Origin of the sequence: Paenibacillus sp. IITD108 (assembly GCF_036541265.1) — a bacterium.
Classification (GTDB): Bacteria; Bacillota; Bacilli; order Paenibacillales; family Paenibacillaceae; genus Pristimantibacillus.
In genome coordinates, this window is record NZ_JAZHCT010000060.1 from 1 (window position 1) to 24,373 (window position 24,373).

Here is a 24,373-nt window from a genome sequence, read left to right on the forward strand (position 1 = left end):
AAACTCTCCAAAAAAGTTTGAAAGCTCATTTCGTTACTAGCTTTAATGAAGAAACAATTAACCTGAAAGGTTATTGATTTCGTTCATAATTATTTTAAAAATTAACGCGATCCATTTGTTCAGTTTTCAAAGAACTTGCTGTCCCACTTGTGTGGTGACAAGAATATATATTATCAGCTTTGACAAGCTATGTCAACAAGTTTTTTTAATTTCTTTTTCAAGTCATTATTCAACTCGCTTGCCGCATGTCAAAAGCAACATTTGTAACTTTACCACATCCTAAAATAAAAAACAACAGAAATATATTCCTTCTCAAGGATAAACGGCTCCGCCGTCCTTTGGACAGGCGCGTTTACCGATGAATGATAAGAACAAGTTTATTGTGAAAACTTATAAACTCTTATAATTCAAGGAAAGAATGATATTCCTGTTGTATAACTATCCTTTTTGGAGACTGTCGATTCATTGTGGATAGTTGCAAAGAGCGATAGAAAGGGGTGCCACTGCGAGCAAGATTGGGATTCCGACCGCTGTTGTAGTCTAATTTTAATGAATAAATAACCCTGTAAAGGAAAAAATCAGCCTACAAAGGCGGACGCTGCCGCTTCTCCATTCCCCTTCTTGCTCTCCGTTTCCCCTTTCTCATTGCTTATCAATAGTTGCCCACAATGAATCGACAGTCCCCGTTGGCTTCTTTAACTTAAGCCTCGCCAAGCATCTGCCGCAATACAGCTTCATCATCTATAATTGTAATCCCAAGCTCCTGTGCCTTTGTCAGCTTGCTTCCGGCACTTTCTCCCGCTATCACAAAATCAGTCTTCTTAGAAACACTGCCAGAAATTTTAGCGCCGCATGCTTCCAGCTTTTTAGCAGCTTCATCTCTGGTCATCGTCGGCAACGTCCCGGTAAGCACTATGGTTTTACCATTAAACACACTGTCTGCCTTTACTTCCAGTGGCTGCTCAGCTTGTGCCTTGACACCTAGACTTACCATTTTAGCAATGCTTGCTTTGTTCAGCTCATCTGCAAAATACGCAATAATACTTTCAGCTACAATACCGCCTACATCCGGCAGCGTAATAAGCTCATCGTATGAAGCATTCGCAACAGCTTCCAAGGCTCCGAAATGATCTGCCAGCATTTTGGTTGTAGCGCGCCCGGTATTAGGAATGCCGAGTGCAAAAAGGAAAGCGGCCAAATCTCTATCCTTAGATGCTTCGATTGCGCCAAGCAGCTTCTTCGCTTTGCGATCGCCAAATCGCGGCAAATGGATCAAATCGTCATAACCTAGCGCATAAAGATCTGCAGGGTCATGCACATTGCATTCCAAATACAGCTGCTCTGCCGTCATTATACTGAAGGTTTCAATATCCATTGCGTCACGCGATGCAAAATGAGTCAGCCTTGCAATAATTTGCGGCTTGCAGTCCAGTCTATTGTTGCAAAATAGATGCGCGCCGCGTTGCTCCAGCTCGGATCCGCAGGCTGGGCATTGCTCAGGAAAAACAATTTCTGCGCCAATCTGATCATCTGCTTTTCCCAAAATTTCAGGAATAACATCATTGGATCTGCGAATCGTCACCAAGGTTCCCAGTGCAAATTTTAAATTTTTTCGTTCAATGTCGCCCATATTATTGAGAGTGCAATTTTGTACGGTTACGCCAGCCAATTCAACAGGCTCAAGGCGCGCAACCGGCGTGATTTTGCCCGTACGGCCTACTTCCCATGACACGGATTCCAGCACGGTCGCTGCTTCTTCCGCTTCAAATTTAAACGCAATTGCCCAGCGCGGGAACTTATCTGTATAACCTAATACCTCTCTTGTACGCATATCTGTCAGCTTTACAACAGCACCATCAATCAGGAAATCAAACGATTCCCGTTTAGCGGCAATATTGTTAAGCTCGAGCAATACTTCTTCCAGCGTAGAAAAATAATGAATATAGGGGTTCACTTTAAAGTAATTATCTCTCAAAAACTGATGCATGCCCTGGTGATCCTTGAATTCCACCCCTGAAGCATAACCAATATTATAGAAAAAGGCATCCAGCTTGCGCTCGGCAGTTACTGCCGGATTAAGATTGCGCAGTGCTCCTGCAGCCGCGTTGCGGGCGTTTTTGAGCGGTTCAATTGCCGTTTGATTATACTTTTCCAGCACAGAAAGCTGCATAATTCCTTCACCCTGTACCTCAATAATCCCGTCTGTAAAAGGAATACTAAGCGGAACAGAGCGTATCGTTTTCACCTGCGGCAAAATACCTTCACCTATCGTCCCGTTGCCTCTTGTGGAAGCTTGTACAAGTCTGCCCCCATCATAAGTAAGATTTAAAGTAAGACCGTCAAACTTTAACTCCACTACATAACTAGGCGGCGGCAAAGGCTCCATATCTGTATTTTTAGTATTGTAGTCAGACACAGCCTTTTGTACACGGGTGCCCCATGCCATCAAATCATCCACATTTTGAGCTTTATCCAGGCTCCACAAACGAGCAAGATGACGATGCGGCTCAAAACCGCCAAGCAGTTCTCCCCCTACTCTTTGTGTTGGTGAATCCGCCTGAATCATTCCGGCTTGCGCTTCCAGTGCCACAAGTTCATCATATAAGCGATCATAATCGAGATCGCTAACCTTAGGCTGATCGAGCGTGTAATAATAATAATTGTACTCATTAAGCAATGAAACAAGCTCTTTCATTCGTTCCAGCTCTGCTGCCATTACTTGATTCCTCCTCTAATTACATGCTCGCACCTGTTACCATATATATTGTAGGGAAAAACTGTATTCTTTACTCTACCTAAAGCTTACGGATCGGAGCAAAGCCGGCAAGCAGGCGTTTGATGCCTACAGGAGCTGGGAAAGCAATTTGCAGCTCCATATCGTTACCCGTTCCTTTTACGGCTACTACAGTCCCCTCGCCCCACTTTCCATGCGCGACCCGGTCACCTGCAGCGTAGCTCGCTGCCCCCGCATCATTAGCTGCGCTTCCTGTCGTTTTGGCAGCATCAAGCGGTGTACTTACACGCACTCCGCCGCTTCTCCCGCCAAAGGAAGGCTTTACGCCGCTGCCTGCCGCACCGGCCGCGCCAAATGGGCTGGATGGGCGTGCTCCTCCAGTACGCTGCTGTCCAAAAGCACCTGCGCCGCCGCCAAAGCCCGGTCTGCCGCCTGAACGGCCGAAGCCGCCGAAAGCAGCACCATCTTTAAGCTCATCAGGTATTTCATCTAAAAAGCGTGAAGGCATATTCATGCCTGTTCGCCCAAACAACGTCCGCATGCGTGCACAGGTCAAATAAAGCTGCTTTTCTGCTCGCGTTATGCCCACATATGCAAGACGGCGCTCCTCCTCCAGCTCTTCGTCGTCACTGAGCGCACGGCTGTGAGGAAAGACAGATTCCTCCATACCGATAATAAATACAACAGGAAACTCCAAGCCCTTCGCGCTGTGCATCGTCATTAGTATTACGGCATCGCCGGCATCGCTGTCTTCTTCATCATCATTCATGGAATCAATATCAGCGATTAAAGCCAAATCCGTTAAAAATGCCACAAGAGACCGATCCTCATTGCGGGCTTCAAAGTCCATTGTTACCGATAGAAACTCATCTATGTTCTCAATGCGTGCCTTTGATTCCAGCGTGTTCTCACGATGCAGCTCTTCCCGATACTGTGTGAGTTCGAGCATTTTTTCTGTAAGCTCCGTTACGCTCAAATAATCAACCATTGCCGTAAGATTATAAATCAGTCCGTAAAACTCATTCAGCAGTCCCCGTGTACGCGCATTGATATCCATACCAATATCACCAAGATTGCTTAAAAGACGGTAAATCGAAATACCGCGCTCGCCCGCTGCTGCTTCAAGCTTGCCTACCGTCGTATCGCCAATTCCGCGCTTCGGTACGTTAATAATGCGCATTAAGCTTATATCATCATCCGGATTGGATATGAGACGCAAATAAGCAAGCATATCCTTAATCTCTTTGCGGTCGTAGAACTTGATGCCGCCTACGATTTGATAAGGAATATCCGATTTAATCAAAATTTCCTCTATAACACGAGATTGGGCGTTCGTACGATATAAAATTGCATGATCAGAGAAACGCCGGCCTTTGTTTTTATTGTCGCGTATTTTACCTGTTACAAAGTATCCCTCGTCATGCTCAGAATCAGCCTGATAAATCGTAATTTGATCTCCTGCCCCCTGCGAGGTCCAGAGCTTCTTCGCTTTTCTGCCTGTATTATTATTAATAACTGCATTGGCAGCATCCAAAATATTACCTGTCGAGCGGTAATTTTGCTCCAGCATAATCGTCTTGGCATCCGGGTAATCTTTTTCGAAATTTAATATGTTCGTAATATCCGCACCGCGCCATCGGTAAATCGATTGATCGCTGTCCCCTACCACGCATATGTTGTGATGCTTGTCGGCCAGCATGCGGCACAGCATATACTGCGCTCTATTCGTATCCTGATACTCATCAACATGCACGTATCGGAATTTATTCTGATAAAAATCCAGCACTTCCGGCACATCTTTAAATAGTTGAATCGTCATCATAATCAAATCGTCAAAATCGAGTGAATTATTGCTGCGCAATCTTTTTTGATACATCATATACACCTTGGACACCATGCTTTGAAAATAGTCCCCTTGCTTCTCCTCATAGCGCTGAGGTGTAACGAGTTCATTTTTCGCACCGCTTATTGCAGCTTGGACTGCTTTAGGCTCAATTTTCTTAGTATCCATATTAAGGTCTTTCATGCAATTGCGAATAACGGACAGTTGATCGGCTGAATCAAGAATCGAAAAATTGGAGGAAAAACCGATACGGTCTATATCCTTGCGCAAAATACGCACGCACATGGAGTGAAAAGTGGATACCCAAATATCGCGTCCCGAAGGCCCGACCAGCACACTTACGCGTTCCTGCATCTCTCTGGCTGCTTTATTTGTAAATGTAATAGCCAATATGCTCCATGGAGCTACCCGCTTCTTCTCTATTAAATAAGCTATGCGATGCGTCAGCACCCGCGTCTTGCCGCTGCCCGCCCCAGCCATAATAAGAAGTGGGCCGTCTACAGCTAGAACAGCTGCTTGCTGCGGGGCATTAAGCTTCTCGACTGCTTCATCTATACTAATACGATTGAACATACTCGTACTCCTTTGTTCGCTTTTTGTTCGCCTAATTTCTAGTTTAGAATACGACTGACAAGCGTGTCAATCAGGAGCGAGAGAGACACTGTCGACAACTGTTTCCTGAACTGCCGCCACAGTTGCGAGCGCACCCGTCAAATCCGAATAAACAATATTTCCAACAACAACGGTATGGGCATATTGAGCCGCGTCTCTAGCCTTTTCCGCGCTGTCAATGCCGCCGCCATAGAAAAGTGTTGCTTGCTGGATTGATTTCCTTGCCTGCCTGACGTATTCCATGGAGCCAAACTTACCGCTATATTCCAGATATACGATTGGCAATCGCATTAGGCGGTCAGCCATCTGCACATGCGCAACAACCTCTTGCTCCGAAAGCTCAGTATGCGCACCAGTGATTTTCGCCGCAGTCGCTTCTGCATTCAAAATAATATAGCCTTGAGCAGCCGTTTCTTCCCACGGCACAAATGTTCCATACTCTACAAGACCTTCTGTCTGCTTGCCATTAATCCACTCCGAACGGTTCGTATTAAGCACAATAGGCACAAAGTAACCATCGAATCCGGGTACTGCGCCCTCCAGCGTAGACACCTCCAACGCGCATGCTACCTCGTATCTTCGGATACGGGACATTAAATCGACCGTATTGTCAAACGTAACCCCTGTAGAACCCCCAACTATAATTGCATCGGTTCCGGACATGCAGATTGCATCCAAATCTGCATCAGAAATTTCACGCTCCGGATCAAGCTTAAATACATGACGCCACCCCGAATACCATTCTCCACTCATTCAGCTATACGCCTCACTTTGCTACATTTCGTATTAACTTATATTTTTAAGAAAGCCTATCGCATATCAACTGCTCTTATGCAATAGGCTTGTGTTGGTTCTTGCTTCCGTTTAATTGTGTGCAGTCAACTTCCAGTCGTTCGTTATTTCACAAGCTGACCGCGGGTAACGCCGAGCTGATTGGTAGCTTTCAGTGTACGCCATACTTGTGTGCCAGTAATTCTGCCATCCAAAGCATCGCGGTACAACGATAATACTTCATGCACCTGCTCTGCCGACTCCTCCAAAAATTCAACGCGGAAGCTGGCTACGCCTAACTCCAGAAAGTTGCGGATGTACTCAGAGCCAGACTGCTCAATCGCATTATAGACCGTATTGCGGCAGCCTTCATCTACACGTACAGGATGCGACATGCCGATGCGGTCCTGCAAGGAAACGCGGTGCTCTTCACAAGGCCTGCCGCAATTCGTATAATCCGTACCCTCACTTAAAAACGTGCAATATACGCAATGCTCAGTATGGAACATTGGCAAATGCTGATGGATAACTACCTCCATGTGGCTAGTTTGCGATTGCTCAAGCAAATCGACCATTTGTTGAATATTTAAATCATAGGAAGGCGTTACAATATCCAATCCTGCTTCTAAAAATAATTTAACTGCTTTATGATTCGCTACATTAAGCGAGAAATCGCCAATCAGCTTTGGAAATGGCTTGTCCGGCTGCGCCGCTCTAGCCCGCAAGTAATAATAAAGCGCCCCTGTATTGCGTACCAGTATCGCATCCGGCTGAAGCTTTAAGATATTGGCATGGTAGCCGTTCTCGTTCGGCATATGAATACGCGGCGTTGCCAGCGCAATTGGCTTTCCTGCCTGTCTCGCTGCGGCAATTGCTGCAGGGAACTGTTTAATGAATTCAAAATCTGCATAAATAAAAGATGCATCCGTCTGAACTGCAGCCTCTACCTGCTCCAGGCTGCGGCATAGCACAGTCAGTTCAGCCTCGGAGCCAGTTAAAGCAGCTGTATGCTTTCCTGCCGGGCTTAGCTTCGATTGGGCATCTGCAAAAGCATCCACGTTATACTTTGTATATACAGGAGGCTTCGGACGCTCGCCTGCCAATAGCTCCACAGCTTCACGACGCAAACGATTCAGCTCGCGAATAGGCAATATAACGTCACCCTCCAGCGCAATCTCAAGCTGCTCCAGCTGAAATACCGTTCCGCCCAGTCGGCCAAGCTGCTCCTCCAAAAGTGCAGCATCCATCGGGCGCTTCTGCGCAAGCTCCAGCTCGAGCTCAGATGCCACCTCAATTGAAGTTCCTTTATTCACATCTGTCCAAATCGTATGCAGCGGCTCACCCGCTTTACCGGATACTTTTACATGAAGCGGAAATACACGGTATGGCTTATCTGTCTCAAAGCTTGCACGCAAGCGCCTGTCCAGTGCAGGATCGCTCGTTTTCCAAATACGATCACCTACATGCACTTTACGCAAATCAACATCATTACGACCTGAAACAAGCTCAATTAGCGTTCCTTCCTGAGCCTCGCCCTCAATCTTCACGCCATGGCGGCGCAAATCGTAAACGCGGCCTCCTTCTTCCTTCTTCGTAGGATCACCGGCATCAAATACGATACCGTCGCCGCGCTTAACTGGCGCATCCAGTCTGACCGTTACTGCATCGCGCATAATACGTTCAACCTTTCCCAAGTAAACGCCGCGGCTTTTAGGAAAAGTTCCTTCTACAAGCTTTTTATTGTTAGTCCCTTCTAGAAATCCGTGAGTAAAGCCTCGCGAAAAGCTTTGCTGCAGCTCGCGCACCTCTTCCCTGGATGGCTTGGAACGGTCACCGTCGAAATACTTGTCGATGGCAGCCCGATATTTGCTTACAACGTTAGCAACGTATTCTGGGCTTTTTAAGCGTCCTTCGATTTTAAAAGAAGTAACGCCTGCTTCAATCAGCTCAGGCACTAGGTCAATCGCCGCCAAATCTTTTGGAGACAGCAAATAGGCAACATCTCCCATCGGCTTTTGCTCGCCGTCTACCATTAAATCATAAGGCAATCTGCATGCCTGCGCACATTCCCCGCGATTCGCTGAACGGCCGCCCCACATTTCAGAGGTCAAGCATTGACCGGAATAGGAAACACATAGAGCGCCATGCACAAACACTTCCATAGGAAGCTTCGCTTGCTCGCCGATTGTGCGAATTTGCTTCAAATTATTTTCACGCCCTAAAACGACTCTTTCCATAAAGAACGGCTTCGTAAATTCAACAGCCTCCGGTGATGTAATCGTCATCTGAGTCGAGCCGTGAATCGGGAAGTCAGGCGACATTTCGCGAATGAGCTTCACAAGTCCAAGATCCTGCACGATAACCGCGTCAACACCTGCATCTATACACATGTCTATTAGCTTCTGCGCGTCGCGAAGCTCGTCTTCAAATACTAATATATTAAAGGTTAAAAATCCTTTAACGCCGTACGTATGCAAAAAAGCCATTATTTCAGGCAGCTCTTCACTGCGGAAATTGTTCGCTCTTGCTCTGGCATTAAATTTTTCCACGCCAAAAAATATAGCGTCAGCTCCATTGGCTACTGCCGCACGCATGCATTCCCAGTCACCGGCAGGCGCCAGCAGCTCAATATCCGCTCTTGTTAGTGTTGTCATTTTTTCATTTCCTCTCGCAAACCAGCTATTTGTCATTATTTTATCAAACCAAATCCTGCGAATCCACCACTTCTCATTGGCAATTTTATTTTGCTCAATCCTTATGTGATTTTGCTATCTTGCTTATGTTCTATAGTAGTCTAACAATCAATAGTGCTATACTAAAGGAGATTTAGTGGAAGATCATTATTTTATGGATAAACAGGAGGTTAATTTGGAATGAAACTAGGCGTATTCAGCGTACTTTTCGCTCAAAAATCTCTAGAAGAAACATTAGATTATATTGCATCAAAAGGACTCGAAGCTATCGAGCTTGGCACAGGCGGTTATCCTGGCAATGCTCACTGTAATCCCGATGAACTATTAGCGGATAACGGGAAGCTTAAAGCTTTCAAGCAAGCTGTTGAATCTCGCGGCATTATGATTAGCGCGCTTAGCTGCCATGCTAACCCGCTGCATCCGCAAAAAGCAATTTCCTCTGTCCATGACGCAGAAATTCGTAAAACGATCGAGCTCGCTAACCGACTTGAAGTCGAAGTGGTTAATTCCTTCTCCGGCTGTCCTGGCGATCATGAGGATGCTAAATATCCAAACTGGCCTGTAGCACCTTGGCCAAACGACTATCAGGAAATTTTGAAATGGCAATGGGAGAAGAAGGTTATCCCTTACTGGAGTGAGATCGGCACACTGGCTTCAGAAGCAGGCGTCAAAATAGGCCTAGAGCTGCATGGCGGTTTCTCTGTTCACAGCCCGGCGACACTTCTTCGCCTTCGTGAAGCTGCCGGCGATGCAATTGGTGCTAATCTAGATCCAAGCCATATGTGGTGGCAAGGCATTGATCCGGTGCAAGCTGTCCAAATTCTTGGACGCGCAGGCGCTATTCACCACTTCCATGCGAAAGACACGTCCATTGATCCAATTAATGTGAACCACCACGGGGTAACAGATATGCAATCCTACGCCCTGATGCTGGATCGCGCTTGGCAGTTCCGCACAGTCGGCTATGGACATGATATGAAAACTTGGGCAGATATTATTAGCGCCCTTCGTCTTGTAGGCTATGACTATGTCGTAAGCATTGAACATGAGGATGGACTGATGTCGGTTGACGAAGGCTTCTCTAAAGCTGTTTCCAATCTGCAGCAAATCCTGATCCGTGAGCCGCTTGGCGAAATGTGGTGGGTATAAAAAAAAGCGGGTGTCCCTTCGGTCTTCGCGACCTTAGGAGACGCCCTTTTTTTGTTCAATCATCATGATAAAAAAAGACGAGTCAGAGCCATACAAGCTACGCCGACTATAACCGTTAAGGACAAGCTTTTAGTACGAATAGCAACAGCTATTGTAGGAACAAGCGTAATCAAAATAGCCCAATTGACGGACACCCGATTATTGGACGTTTGCAATAAATTTCCGATGATAATGGCGCTTAATACACATACCGGTATATATTTTAACCATCTTAATATAAACTCAGGCAACTGGACATTTCGCACAAAAATAAAAGGAATAATGCGCGGCAGCCAAGTCACTAGCGCACACCCAATAATTAACCATAGTAAATTCATATCTAAACTCATTTTTCAGTCAACACTCCAATAGTCGCAACAATTACCGTAGCAATCAAAACTGCCATATGAACCGATACAAATTGAAGCAAAATGTACATCGTAATCAACATAATCACGATAAGTTTCAAGTAATGAATTAATTTCGTGTTCTCTACATTGGAAAGCTGCAAGACGAGTAGCGCAACAAACATGGCCACCAGTGCAAAGTCTAACCCCCATTGCTCCGCGTTGGGAATCCATCTCCCCAAATAAGCTCCAGCTATACAAGCAAAAAACCAAGAAAGATAAGCCGTTACATTCAAACCATCCATCCAGCGGCCGTAAAGCTTCTTATTTTTTATTGCCTCTGTCACCGCAACACCGAACGTTTCATCTGTTAACAAAGTGCCAAAGCCAATATTGCGCAGCAAGGAGTACCTCGTCAAATGAGGAGCTACCGTTAAACTCATTAATAAATGACGTAGATTTACTACAAAAATAGTAAATATAATGGCAGCAGGCGGAGTATTCGTTAATAGAAGTGCGCACAAAATAAATTGTGCGGAGCCTGCGTAAATAAGCAAGGATATTAATCCGATCTCCAGCATGCTTAAACCGGAAACTGCGCCGACTATTCCAAAAGAAAAACCGATGCTTAAATATCCGAATAAAGTAGGCACACAATCTTTCATCCCTTGTACAAATGAATTTTTCCGTTCAATCATGACCGCCTGCACAGCTATACCTCTCCTCTATCCAAGTACTTTCTATAAAGGAAATGCTCCTTTTTATTGTGTCACATTTATTATAACAAGCTTTTTTGTTAAATGAGTCATTATATAAAAAAACAAAACCCCTGGAAGATCTCGACTTGAGACCTGCCAGGAGCTTGCTTTTGTTACTATTATTAAGCTATTCGGCATGGCTCGCTGCTTTTTATTGAGCTTCTCCAACTACCGTGAAGCGCTCATTCCTATGCTGCGGATGTTCAATTTCATCCAATACCGCAATTGCATAGTCTGGATAGCTGATATAACTATCGCCTTTCGTATTTACAAGCAGCTGATCCTTGCCTTTAACATAAGAGCCCGTACGCTTGCCGCTTGGATCAAAAAATGCTGATGGGCTAATATAGGTCCATTGAATTCCGCTTGTTTGCTGCAGCTCCTCATAATTTTTCCCCATGTTGAAGGCGGTAGGGAAATAGGCCGCCGGGAAATCCGGCGTATCCATCACTCGAAGCGTCTTTGCCTCGTCTACATATATGCTTCCAGCACCGCCCACTACGATCATTTTGGTATGTGGCGCATGCTTAAGCGCCTCGATCAATACTTTTCCAGCCTCCACATGCTGATGCTCTTGCCCTGGAACAGCATTAAAAGCATTAACAATAACGTCAAAACTGTCGATATCATTGGATTGCAATTCGAAAATATTTTTTTCTATAACTGTTGCTGCTTTATTCGTAATTTTATTTGCGTTCCGAACAATCGCTGTTACCTCATGTCCTCTTTCCAACGCTTCTGTCAAAATGAAATTGCCTGCTTTTCCGCTTGCACCGATAACTGCTATTTTCATGAATAACTCCTCCTGTATATGTTTTACTTGTAACTGAATTGATTACATGTAACAATTATAGTTACAGGTTAGCTGAATGTCAATTGTTTGTCCATACCAGCTGCCAAAATCAACAGCCTTAGTATATATTTCATGTATTGTTTCATGATGATGCAGTATAATATACTTGTAATCAAACAGATTACATCTGATAAATCCATTTTTATTATTATTCGGCAGGTGTTTAACATGTCCATCAGCAGCAGATTTGCAGTCGGCATTCATATTTTATCGCTCCTAGTGCTTAACAAAGACAGAACTAACTCTTCTGAGTATATTGCAGCAAGTGTAAATACAAATCCTGTTGTCATTCGTAAAATAATGGGCATGCTAAAAAACGCAGGCCTCATTCATATCCGGCCAGGCGTCGCTGGCGCAGAACTAATCAAGGACTACGCTGAAATTACTTTGCTGGATGTGTACAAAGCTGTTAATGCTGTACCTGAAAATGAATTGTTCAGTATGCACAGCAGCCCCAATCCCGCTTGTCTAGTCGGCAGGAATATTCAAGAAGCAATTGATCCTTTGTTTTCGGCAGCTCAGTTGGCGATGGAAAAGCAGCTTGAAGGGGTAACTTTAAAACAAGTCATTGACCATATTGAAAACAACAAGTAATGTGAAAAGGCTGCACCCCTGCTTCAAAGAGCAGCGGGTACAGCCCGTTTTATATAGATCTCTTTAGTGAATACTGCTTTTACTAAATGTTCCGCCGAGTACATCCGTTACATGCTCAACCGCAATAAAAGCACTCTCATCAATGGATTGTACAATGCCTTTCAGCTTCGCAAGTTCCAAGCGAGAAACCACACAGTAAATGATTTCGGTCTGTTCCTTTGAGAATCCGCCTTTAGCTTGCAATAGAGTCGTCGTACGTCCAAGACGGTCAATAATCGCTTGTGAAATTTCCTCATATTCCTTGGATATAATCGTAACCGATTTCGATTCATCCAAGCCCTCCACGACAATATCAATCATTTTGATCGCAATGTAATACGTAAACATAGAGTACATGGCAGAATTCCAATTAAACACAAAGCCAGCTCCGATAAAAATAATAACATTGAATATCATAATGACCTGTCCGACGGCAATCCGGATTCTTTTAGATATAAGAATTGATAAAATTTCAATACCATCAAGCGCTCCGCCATAGCGGATTACCAAACCGACACCTATACCTAGTATTAACCCGCCAAATAAAACGGCTAGCAGTTTTTCCTCTGTAAACGCGCCTGAGTGATGCAGCGTTGCTGTAGTAAACGACATAACTGCAATGCCATATAAAGTAGAAAATGCGAATGTTTTGCCTAGTTGCTTGTAACCAACAACTAAGAATGGAATGTTAACTACGAAGAGCAGAATGCTAAGAGGTAATGAAGTGAGATGGGACAGCATAATCGATATGCCTGCAATACCGCCATCAATAATATTGTGTGGAACTAGAAATTTTTCTAAGGCAATACCCATAAGAATGGAACCGATCGTAATAAAAATGGCCCGTTTTAACAGTTCACTGAAAGATAATCTTTTGTGTTCTTTAGCCATAAAGGCTTCCCCCAATACTTTGAGCGAGCTAATTGTGGCTTCCAACACCAACCTTCACCATTGCCGCTTATATCCGATTGCTTTAAGAATAATAAACGCCTGTTCCTGCATAATACAGGCTGAATGCTGCTGACTGGAAACCGCATATGCCCGCAAAGGATCATATTAGCTTCTACAAACTTACTGCTGCAGCTAACTAATAATGTAGTTACATATTTAATAATAGTACGTTCTATATTCCTTTGTAAATGTCAGAGACAAAGAAATTTCATACTGCGCAGCATTATTATTCCTCATTTTGCTATTTTCTATAACCCATTACAAACAATATTATACGCTCTAAATAGTAAAAGGGCTGCCCGCGGGAATACCCGTCAGACAGCCCTGAATTACATATTTACAATTTAAGCAAGCCAAACTTTGAAGATCATTACATAATCAATAAACAAGAATAATGCTAGCGATACAGCTGTAAAACCGATCGCAAACACATTTTTTCTAGGACGAGCAAGCACCAGTCTTACAAATCCGATAGCAATGATTACAGTAAATGCGAGCATAAACCAATCAAACGGATCAATTGTAGACTTCGCAGCTGCTTCTGCTAAAAACATGAAGGGACCTCCTTTAATATACCCGTTGAAAGCGTCCGCTATATCGCGGCACCTAGCCTAATCTTACTCTATGTTATCTTCTTGCGGCAAAGGATGCAAGCCTCAAAACGCTTTCGTAACAACTTTGTCAAGATTGTCTGCTGATTTACTTGTTATTATACCATTTCTCAGCAAAATTACTTGTTTTTTTATTAATTATTTACAGATACGGTATGATCCAAAGGAAGTGACCCCTGTTCTTGCTGAGCATAGCGCTGAATCGTTCGTTCCCGATCTCTTGCCAGTATAGGGCGCAGGTATTTGCCTGTATAAGAGCCTTCCACTTCAACGACCTGCTCAGGTGATCCGACAGCCACGATTGTACCGCCTCCGCTTCCGCCTTCAGGTCCCAGGTCGATTAAATAATCGGCTGTTTTGATTACATCCAGATTATGCTCAATGACTAACACTGTTTCCCCGGAGTCAACCAAACGATGCAATACAGTAAGCAATCGGTCAATGTCATGAACATGCAAGCCCGTAGTAGGCTCATCTAGTATATAGAGTGTCTTGCCAGTACTGCGGCGATACAGCTCCGCAGCAAGCTTAACCCGTTGTGCTTCCCCGCCTGAGAGCGTAGTTGCAGGCTGACCAAGCTTCATATAGCCCAAGCCTACATCGACAAGTGTTTGAATTTTACGATGGATACGCGGAATATTTTCGAAAAATTGGCAGCCATCCTCAATCGTCATATCCAGCACTTCTGCAATATTTTTCCCTTTATATTTTACTTCCAAGGTTTCTCTGTTATAACGCTTGCCTTTACATACCTCGCAAGGCACATATACGTCAGGCAAAAAGTGCATCTCAATCTTAATGATGCCATCCCCGCGACAAGCCTCGCATCGTCCGCCCTTTACATTAAAGCTGAATCTGCCTTTTTTGTAGCCGCGAACCTTTGCTTCATTTGTTGATGAATACAGATCCCGAATATCATCAAACACGCCTGTATAGGTAGCAGGGTTAGAGCGAGGCGTTCTGCCAATCGGCGATTGGTCGATATCAATGACCTTCTCTAAATTTTCAATCCCGCGCATTTCCTTATATTGCCCTGGACGGGTTTTGGCCCGATTCAAATCGCGAGCTAGCGTTTTGTATACTATTTCGTTAACGAAGGTAGATTTGCCGGAGCCTGATACCCCTGTAACCGCAGTAAATACGCCTAAAGGAATCTTCACATTCACGTTGCGCAAATTATTTTCCTTGGCACCGCGCACCTCAAGCCATTTGCCATTAGGAGCACGGCGCTGTTGAGGAACCTCGATAAACTTGCGTCCGCTCAAATATTGCCCCGTTAAAGAACTCGAATCCTCCATAACCTCTTCAGGCGTTCCTTCCGCAATGACTTGACCGCCATGAATGCCTGCTCCAGGGCCTATATCAATAATATAATCTGCAGCCAGCATCGTATCCTCGTCATGCTCAACGACGATAAGCGTATTGCCAAGATCGCGCATATGCTCGAGCGTTTCAATCAGCCGGTCATTATCGCGCTGGTGCAGCCCGATACTCGGCTCATCCAAAATGTACAAAACGCCCATCAAGCTGGAGCCTATTTGTGTAGCCAGACGAATACGCTGCGCTTCGCCGCCAGATAACGTGCCGGCAGCGCGGCTCATGCTTAAGTATTCAAGTCCAACATTAACCAAGAAGCCAAGTCTGCTGTTGATTTCTTTCAATATTAAGTGAGCAATCGTTTGCTCCTTCTCGGTAAGATCCAGCGTTTGAAAGTATTTTTTAGCCTCTCCAATAGACAATGAAGTAACGTAAGCAATATTCTGGCTGCCTACTGTTACAGCCAAGCTCTCCTTGCGCAATCGCTGGCCCTTGCAGCTGCTGCATGGCTTGGCGCTCATATAGCCTTCGATGTGCTCACGCATCATATCAGATGCCGTATCCCGATAGCGGCGCTCCAAATTGTTGACAATGCCTTCAAACGGTACAAAGGCCTCCTTGCGATGGCCAAAATCATTTTCGTATAAAAAGCGCACCTTTTCCCCGCCAGTACCAAAAAGCAGCTTGTTCATTTGCTCATCTGTAAGCTCGGATACAGGGATGTCTTGAGGAATTTTATAATGTTCGCAAACCGCGCTCAAAAACTGAGGGTAATAATTCGATGTGCTTCCCGCCCATGCCAAAAAGGCAGCGTCTTGAATCGATTTGGTCTGATCAGGCACCAGCAAATCAGGATCAACAATCATGCTTTGACCTAATCCGTCACATTCTGGGCAAGCACCAAAAGGACTGTTGAAAGAGAACATACGCGGCGAAAGCTCATCTATGCTGAATCCGCATTCTGGACATGCTAAATTCGAGCTAAAGAGCAGCTCTTCCTGATCGATTACATCAACGATAACTTTGCCTTCCGAAAGCTTTAACGCTGTCTCCAGCGAGTCTGCTAATCGGCTATGAATATCACTTTTCACTACAATACGGTCAACGACAACCTCTATGTTATGCTTCTTATTTTTCTCCAGTTCAATCTTCTCACTAAGCTCGCGCAGCTCTCCATTTACCCGCACACGCACAAAGCCCTGCTTCTGAATATCAGCAAGCAGCTTCGCGTGCTCGCCTTTGCGACCGGACACGACAGGCGCCAATATTTGCAGCCTGGTGCGCTCAGGGTACTCCATAATCCGATCGACCATTTGTTCCACTGTCTGTGAAGTAATTTCAATACCATGAGTCGGGCAATGCGGACGTCCTACCCTTGCAAACAAAAGACGCAAATAATCATAAATTTCGGTTACAGTACCTACTGTTGAACGGGGATTGCGGCTTGTCGTCTTTTGATCGATTGAGATGGCAGGCGACAAGCCTTCGATAGAATCCACATCCGGTTTTTCCATTTGACCTAGAAACTGTCTGGCATAGGCCGATAGAGATTCTACATATCTGCGCTGCCCTTCTGCATAAATCGTGTCAAAAGCGAGTGAAGATTTGCCGGAGCCGCTAAGTCCTGTAAGAACAACAAACTTATCGCGGGGTATCGTTACATCAATATTTTTTAAATTATGGGCTCTAGCGCCCTTTACAACAATTTTATCAATAGCCAATCGGCTCGCCTCCTACTTTCCCATCTCCGCTTTAAGCTCAAGCAGCGCATCCCGTAATTCGGCAGCACGTTCAAACTGCATATTCTTGGCTGCTTCCTTCATTTCTGCTTCCAAACGTTCCAAGAGCTTCAGCTTATCCTTCTTCGTCATGCTCTGAGCTGCATCAGTCAAGTATTCCGATTTTTGCTCTGCGACCTTAGTCGCCTCAATTACATCATATACTTTCTTGCGAATCGTCTGCGGCGTAATGCCATGCTTATCATTAAAGGCTACTTGAATCGCTCTTCTGCGCTCCGTCTCCTTCAATGCCCGGTCCATAGAGTCTGTTATCTTATCCGCATACATGATTACGCGCCCTTCGCTATTGCGCGCTGCCCGCCCTATCGTTTGAATAAGAGAACGATCTGAACGAAGGAAGCCTTCCTTATCTGCATCAAGAATAGCAACGAGCGAAACCTCAGGCAAATCAAGCCCTTCCCGCAACAGATTTATACCTATTAATACGTGAAAAACACCAAGTCTTAAATCTCGCAGTATAGCTAAACGCTCAAGCGTCTTAATATCAGAATGCAAATAGCGGACCTTAATCCCTATTTCCTTCATATAATCGGTCAGATCCTCTGCCATCTTCTTCGTCAGCGTTGTTACAAGCACGCGCTCATCACGCTCAATACGAAGCTGAATCTCATGCAGCAAATCATCGATTTGCCCCTTCGAAGGCCGCACATCGATAATCGGATCGAGCAAGCCTGTCGGACGAATAATTTGCTCCGTCATGACCGGACAGTGCTCCAGCTCATAAGGGCCAGGCGTCGCTGAAACATAGATGAGCTGCTTCGTTTTCTCCTCGAACTCTTCAAACCGTAAAGGCCTGTTATCAAGCGCTGAAGGCAAGCGGAAGCCGTGATTAATGAGCATTTCCTTCCTCGCCTTATCGCCGTTAAACATTGCCCTGATCTGCGGCAGCGACACATGGGACTCATCCACTACGACCAGCATATCATCTGGAAAATAGTCCAACAGCGTATAAGGAGTAGCTCCGCGCTCACGGAAGGTCAGCGGCCCTGAATAATTCTCAATGCCTGAGCAGAAGCCCATCTCCGCCATCATTTCCAAGTCATAGCGCGTACGCTGCTCCAACCGCTGCGCTTCTAGCAATTTATTATCAGCCTTAAGCTCAGCAAGACGTTCCTCAAGCTCGCGCTCAATATTTTTAATTGCAACTTTCATCGTATCCTCATGCGTAACAAAGTGAGAAGCCGGGAAAATAGCAATATGATCGCGCTCAGCAATAATCTCGCCCGTTATTACATCAATTTCAGAAATGCGGTCGATCTCGTCCCCGAACATTTCGACACGAACCGCATGCTCATTATTAGCAATAGGGAATATCTCAACAACATCACCGCGCACACGAAACGTACCGCGCGTAAAACTAATATCATTGCGCTGATACTGAATATCTACCAGCTTGTGCAAAATCTCGTCTCTTGATTTCTCCATGCCCGTACGCAGTGACAGTACAAGACTTCCATATTCAATCGGAGAACCCAAGCCGTAAATACACGATACACTCGCTACAATAATAACGTCACGCCGCTCGAACAAAGAGCTGGTAGCAGAGTGGCGCAGCTTATCTATTTCATCATTAATACTAGAATCCTTCTCTATAAACGTATCCGTCGAAGGAATGTACGCCTCCGGCTGATAATAGTCGTAATAACTAACGAAATATTCGACTGCGTTATTTGGGAAAAACTCCTTGAACTCACTGCAAAGCTGTGCGGCCAAAGTCTTATTATGGGCAATTACTAGCGTAGGCCGTTGCAGTCGAGCAATCGTATTGGCGATCGTATACGTCTTGCCTGTTCCCGTTGCACCAAGCAATGTCTGATGGCGCATCCCTTGATTGACTCCCACTACCAGCTCATCAATTGCTTTCGGCTGATCACCCTGCGGCTTATAGTCTGAAACGAGTTCAAACTGCCGCTCATTCTGCCTCGCTATGCTCACTTGCTCCACTCCTTATCCGTTCAAATATATAATTCCTGTATATAAATTAAGTATAGACAACAATCATCCTATTTCAAAATAGAAATGAAATATATTCCACCCAAATGAGAATGTGTGTTCCCTTAATCATTATAACGTTACTTATATAACGATGCAATGCAAACCTTGCAATCCTTTCTGACAAACAATTTCCAGAAGTCGCTCACAATTGCGATCCTTTTATTACAATAAACTGCAGATTTACAATACTAAAATAATAAGAAAAAGATACTATATATAGTAAATTCTATCCAATTAAAACTACATATATTAACCGGTCGGTTAATTTTAATTTTTAACCGTTTACATTAACAAAAACGACAAATTTCACACAATATCTGGCAACATTTTTCAGAAAATGTTTAGTTTCTTCTGATATGATTTCATGTAGCATAACATAAGTTTAATAGTTTTAATGGAGGTGTGTCACACAGTTGTTGCTTCATGCTGCTAGTGCGGCATGCATTATATTTATTATAGGAGGTATACGAATTCATGAAAAAAAGAACACTCGCAATGCTCTTGGCATTGCTGCTCGTGTTTCAGTTCGCGAATTTCGCGGGCGTGACGAAGCATGCAAATGCTGCTGATGAGGGAAATGCTGAATCAACATTGAATGACGATAAAGGATTTAGTGTTACCAACATTATTATTTCAGACTCTCAAGTAGGGACTACCCCCCCAGGTGATGTAATAGCAGAAATCAAGGACCAATTAACAATTATAAATCCAGACTATCAGTTTCAGATAGGCAAATCTTTCTACGTTAAGTATGAATGGTTACTTAATGCAGAACATAGCTATAAAGCTGGCGACACCAAAGTTATCCCCCTCCCTTCCGGACTAACTTTAGCAAAGGAAGAAAATGGGGACATTAAAAGAAGCGATGAAACCATAGTAGGAACCTATTCAGCCCAAGATAATAAAGTAACGATTACATTTAATGAAAATGTAGTTGATTCGAGCGGCGAAGATGAGCCAACCGGCTTAATGACAGACGGTTATATCTACTTCTGGGCATATATTGATGAAAACAAAGTTTCAGACGGCGATAATGAAGTCACCATTGATTTCGAGAAAGCTGAGTTCCCTATTACGATTAAGCCAAGGGCGGCAGGAGAACTAATTGTCAAGCATAATAAAGTCTCCAAAGAAGCCGACGGCTGGTTTGTTGATTGGACAATTGATGTAAATACATCATTGGACAAAATTAACAACGCTGTTTTGACTGATAGTTTACCTGAAGGTTTAGAACTTGCCAGTGATGTCACTATACACAAGCTGCTTGTCGATCTCACTAAAACGTCAGATAACATTTCACTTGATCCAGCATTTGAGAAAAAAATCACACAAAGCACTTTCGATAATGATGAGATCATCATCAATTTTACTGATGAACCTTTAGAAGAAAATCCTTTGCAAAGTGCATACCGAATTACATTTACTACCAAAGTAGTAGATCCTGACACAACAAAGGATCTTAAATTCCTGAACAAGGCTGTTCTTAGTGGAACAACACCTGCTGGTGCAGCTGTTAGTAAAGAAGCCCATAGCGAAGCCAATTTCAAATCAATTCCACTGTTTAGCAAAACAGGTGATAAATCAAATTCAAATTTTGTTGAATGGGCTAAAGATAAATATAAAGTAAATTGGACTGTTCAATATAATTTCGGGAAAAATGTAATTGAAAAAGACAATGCAGTAATTTATGACCGATTTACAAATAGTCATCAACTGGTTAACGGTACTTCAGGTGTAAAAGTTTATGAAGTGGATGTTGACGAAGACGGCAAGCTCATAAGTGGTGGATCAAAAACTCTAGTGTCTTCTCCAACTGATTACCGTATCACGGCAATTACGGACGAAGAAATAAATGAAAAAAATTATAATGGCTTTAAAATTGAATTTCAAAATAATATTGATAAAGCATATCTGATTGAGTATACAACTGAAACTATAGAAGATGTATTTAGTGATTCCACTATTCGGAACTATGTATCGGATAAAGAAGAACTTCCTGCACAATCTATTCCAATCCACATCAGCCAGCAATTTTTTGGCAAGTCACATAACAATTCTATCGACTACAAAGAAAAAAAGGTAACTTGGACAGTTGACATTAATAAAGCAGGATATGCACTTCCTAATCAATTTGTGTATGACGATACCTTTGGGGTCGTAGGGTTTGATAATAAAACGACTGGGAATGGACTAAAGCTGGTACCAGGCTCAATTAATATTTATATTGATGGAAGCAGTACACCTGCCACTAGCGGATTTGATATTGAGTACAAATCAGGCGATTCCCAAGATGAAACAGTAGGATTTAAAATTAAATTTACACCTGGATCCGATAAAAAACATGTGTACAGAGTAACTTACGAAACTTATTTCGACTATGACGAAGCGTCAGACTCAACAACTCACAAAGGATACACAAATAATGGTAAACTTCAAGGTTTTGACACATCTATCAACATACCTGATCAGTCGAAAGGCTTTGAGGCAGACACAACATGGGACTGGGAAAATAATGGTGAAAAATTCGGCTCCTACGACCCTTCTTTGAAAGAGATTACTTGGAATATTGGTATCAACTATAACCAGAAAGTATTGAATAACGTCATAATTACAGATACTCTGAAAGAAATTGAACAATATGTAAAAGACTCTTTAGAAGTCTATGAAGTTGAAGTTATAACGGAAGGATCGAAAGGATCTACAAAGAGAGCTGATACAGCTCTGACAAATGACGAGGTAAGTTCATTACTCGATTTTAGTCCTGAGCTTACTAAAGGCGAAACGTTGACGTGGACTTTTAAAAATCAAATTCCAGCCAACAAAGCTTATCTCATTACTTTCAAAACTTCTATTGATGGATCGCTAATTGACAAGTCTTTCGAAGATATCGTTAATGTTGCAAATTGGACTTACGAGAATACGCCAGGTAAAAAAGTCGAGGAATCTTTAACTGACACTGTGAAAATTCCTAAAGCAGGGAAATATGTTTCTAAATCAGGGAAACAAGTTTCCAATGACTCTCTTGAAATTGAGTGGACAGTCAATATTAACGAAAATCAATCCTTACTCGAGAACGTTAAATTAACTGACAAGCTTGATAACACTGAAAACTATGGACAAATCTATCTTCAAGAAAGTTTTGAGCTATACGAAGCTGCCTATAAAAAGAAAGGTGATGGAAGCTTTGTATGGGAGCGCGTTGGCGAAAAGCTTGAGAAGGGCACAGACTATACATTGACGTTCAATTCAGACAGTACGGATTTCACTTTGGAGTTTTTAGGAAAAATTGTAGATCCGACTGATTCTAACCAACAAATTACAGCTATTAATAAAGGCTATAGTTTATCCTATTCTTCTTTAGTCAGTGCTGATCCAGGCGTCAATACTACAGTAAAAAATAAGGTTGTATTAACAACTGAAACTAGAGTTAACAATGATGATACAACGGGAGAAAGCGGCCATGCAGCATTCCAGCTTTCTGGTAGCGGTGCTGGAGCAAATCAATACAAAGCGGATATTGAAATTACAAAGATAGAGAAAAATTCATTGGAAAAAGTGGAAGGAATTCAATTTCAACTATTACGCGCATCTAATAATAAAGTTTACAAAACATCTGATCCTACTGATACCAATGGTGAAACATCCTTCAAGGATGTGCCGTATGGAAACTACATTTTGAAAGAAGTAGAGCATCCTCACTACTACTTGGATGCTGGTTGGACAGATGAACAACTCATTATTAAAATTGATAACAAAGAGACTCTCAAGATTAAAGTAAATAATGAAGAGAAACAAAAAGGTTCCCTAACGATTGTTAAAACAGAAAATGACGAGCATGGAAAGTTGCTCCCTGGAGCAGAATTCACTATTTATGAAGATGGCGATAACGCCAACGGGCCAACTGCTAAAAAGGGAATAACAGGTCAAGATGGAAAATTAATTTTCAATGACTTATATCAGGATGTAGACTACTGGCTAGAGGAAACAAAAGCTCCTTATGGTTACAATATCATTGGTGCTAATCCAATGAAAGTCAGTCTGTCAAAAGGAGAAATCAGCAAGGAACTACCTATTTCCAATACGACCAAACCAACGGGAGAAATTAATGTAGTAAAAGTAGATAGCCAAGGCGGAAATAAACCTCTTGCCCATGCAGTTTTCGAATTGATTAACATCGATTATCCAAACCAAAAATTCGAAAACGTTATAACCGATGAAAATGGTAAGGCATCATTTAGTAATGTCCCTTATGGTAATTACGAAGTTAAAGAAGTTACTGCACCATTTGGGTATAAAGTGAATGTAAATGCTCACTCTGTAACAGTAGATAGCACAAATTCGACTCCTACTGTAACTGTTACAAATGATCCAGCCTTCGGTGAAATAGAAGTTAAGAAAATCGCCAGAAACAGCAACCCTGAAAAACCTTTAGCTGGAGCTGAATTTAAACTTTATCCAAAACACGATAAAAATAATAAGGACTTCACTTATACTGGCACATCTGGCACGGATGGCATCCTAGTGATTAGAAATTCGATTGGCGACGTTATAACTGATCTACCTGTTGGAGAGTACATTCTTAAAGAAACAAAAGCTCCAAGCGGTTATATTCTTAACAATGTAGAGTATGAAGTTGAAATTAAAGATGGAGACACAGCTACTCTTACAGTCGAAAACCAGCTCTACATTCCTGGTCCAATCATTACACCGACTCCGACTCCGACTCCGACGCCTACACCAACGCCAGAGCCGACAGAGCCGACTGAACCAGAAGAGTCAGGTAACCCAACACCAACACCTACTCCTTCACCGGAGCCGACTCCTTCCACTAAGCCAACTCCGACTCCAGCTCCAACACCGAAGCCGGAGAAGCCAGTAACGAAGGAAGAAACGCCTGAAGAAACACCTGTTGAAGGTGAAGTAGATGTTCCAGACAACAAAACAACTAAACCGGGTCAGCCTCCGAAAAATGGCGAACTTGAAATAACGCCAGACGGCAAATGGACTTATACGCCGAAGCCAGGCTTCAAAGGTGATGACAGCTTCAGTATCATCGTTACCGATGAGGACGGCAATGAAGAAGAATTGTTCTACGAAATCGTCGTTGAAGAAGTTCCACGTGGCGGTGTCGAAACACCGGACGTTGATAAGCTTCCAAAAACAGGTGAAGATAGCTTCTTGCTAGTTCAGCTGCTAGGTGCAGCTATTGCTATGACAGGTATTGCATTACTTGTTCGTCGCCGTTTCCTTATTAAAAAATAATTCTTA

Annotated in this window: 14 protein-coding genes; 3 read left to right on the forward strand and 11 right to left on the reverse strand. The window is 43.4% G+C overall.

The annotated features are described in order from the left end of the window. Positions 1 to 700 precede the first annotated feature (700 nt). From ligA to V1L65_RS27900, 4 genes are all read right to left on the reverse strand, one after another. A complete protein-coding gene (ligA, locus tag V1L65_RS27885; RefSeq protein ID WP_331702616.1) occupies positions 701 to 2,716 on the reverse strand; it encodes an NAD-dependent DNA ligase LigA in 2,016 nt (671 codons plus the stop codon). 79 nt (positions 2,717 to 2,795) lie between these two features. Beyond that, the gene (gene pcrA / locus V1L65_RS27890; protein ID WP_331702617.1) at positions 2,796 to 5,150 is read right to left on the reverse strand and encodes a DNA helicase PcrA; all 2,355 of its coding nucleotides are present in this window, start codon (positions 5,148 to 5,150) and stop codon (positions 2,796 to 2,798) included. Between the two features lie 66 nt (positions 5,151 to 5,216). Continuing rightward, positions 5,217 to 5,942 (reverse strand): heptaprenylglyceryl phosphate synthase, encoded by a 726-nt coding sequence (locus V1L65_RS27895; protein WP_331702618.1) that lies wholly within the window; start codon positions 5,940 to 5,942, stop codon positions 5,217 to 5,219. Positions 5,943 to 6,085: 143 nt separating this feature from the next. Next, complete coding sequence (locus V1L65_RS27900; protein WP_331702619.1) at positions 6,086 to 8,614, reverse strand: U32 family peptidase; 2,529 nt, start codon at positions 8,612 to 8,614, stop codon at positions 6,086 to 6,088. A 219-nt stretch (positions 8,615 to 8,833) separates the two neighbouring features. Here V1L65_RS27900 and V1L65_RS27905 point away from each other — a divergent pair, with 219 nt between their 5' ends. Then, a complete protein-coding gene (locus V1L65_RS27905; protein ID WP_331702620.1) occupies positions 8,834 to 9,802 on the forward strand; it encodes a sugar phosphate isomerase/epimerase family protein in 969 nt (322 codons plus the stop codon). A gap of 62 nt (positions 9,803 to 9,864) precedes the next feature. Here the strand turns inward: V1L65_RS27905 and V1L65_RS27910 are convergent, their stop codons facing one another. The 3 genes from V1L65_RS27910 to V1L65_RS27920 form a co-directional block, all read right to left on the reverse strand. Continuing rightward, positions 9,865 to 10,191 (reverse strand): AzlD domain-containing protein, encoded by a 327-nt coding sequence (locus V1L65_RS27910; protein WP_442955728.1) that lies wholly within the window; start codon positions 10,189 to 10,191, stop codon positions 9,865 to 9,867. Next, entirely contained in the window at positions 10,188 to 10,886 is a 699-nt protein-coding gene (locus tag V1L65_RS27915) for an AzlC family ABC transporter permease (RefSeq protein WP_331702629.1), read from the reverse strand. The genes V1L65_RS27910 and V1L65_RS27915 overlap by 4 nt, the downstream gene beginning before the upstream one ends. Positions 10,887 to 11,097: 211 nt before the next feature. Then, a complete protein-coding gene (locus V1L65_RS27920) occupies positions 11,098 to 11,739 on the reverse strand; it encodes an NAD(P)-dependent oxidoreductase (RefSeq protein ID WP_331702623.1) in 642 nt (213 codons plus the stop codon). A gap of 228 nt (positions 11,740 to 11,967) precedes the next feature. Here V1L65_RS27920 and V1L65_RS27925 point away from each other — a divergent pair, with 228 nt between their 5' ends. Continuing rightward, entirely contained in the window at positions 11,968 to 12,393 is a 426-nt protein-coding gene (locus tag V1L65_RS27925) for an Rrf2 family transcriptional regulator (RefSeq protein WP_331702630.1), read from the forward strand. A 63-nt stretch (positions 12,394 to 12,456) separates the two neighbouring features. Here the strand turns inward: V1L65_RS27925 and V1L65_RS27930 are convergent, their stop codons facing one another. From V1L65_RS27930 to uvrB, 4 genes are all read right to left on the reverse strand, one after another. Further along, on the reverse strand, positions 12,457 to 13,323 hold the full coding sequence (locus V1L65_RS27930) for a YitT family protein (RefSeq protein WP_331702624.1): 867 nt from the start codon (positions 13,321 to 13,323) through the stop codon (positions 12,457 to 12,459). A gap of 404 nt (positions 13,324 to 13,727) precedes the next feature. Beyond that, positions 13,728 to 13,937 (reverse strand): hypothetical protein, encoded by a 210-nt coding sequence (locus V1L65_RS27935; RefSeq protein ID WP_331702625.1) that lies wholly within the window; start codon positions 13,935 to 13,937, stop codon positions 13,728 to 13,730. 191 nt (positions 13,938 to 14,128) lie between these two features. Beyond that, the gene (uvrA, locus tag V1L65_RS27940; RefSeq protein ID WP_331702626.1) at positions 14,129 to 17,032 is read right to left on the reverse strand and encodes an excinuclease ABC subunit UvrA; all 2,904 of its coding nucleotides are present in this window, start codon (positions 17,030 to 17,032) and stop codon (positions 14,129 to 14,131) included. Positions 17,033 to 17,044: 12 nt separating this feature from the next. Then, entirely contained in the window at positions 17,045 to 19,045 is a 2,001-nt protein-coding gene (gene uvrB, locus V1L65_RS27945) for an excinuclease ABC subunit UvrB (RefSeq protein ID WP_331702627.1), read from the reverse strand. Positions 19,046 to 19,579: 534 nt separating this feature from the next. Between uvrB and V1L65_RS27950 the strand changes: the two genes are divergently transcribed. Then, the gene (locus V1L65_RS27950) at positions 19,580 to 24,367 is read left to right on the forward strand and encodes a SpaA isopeptide-forming pilin-related protein (protein WP_331702628.1); all 4,788 of its coding nucleotides are present in this window, start codon (positions 19,580 to 19,582) and stop codon (positions 24,365 to 24,367) included. The last annotated feature ends 6 nt before the right edge of the window (positions 24,368 to 24,373 follow it).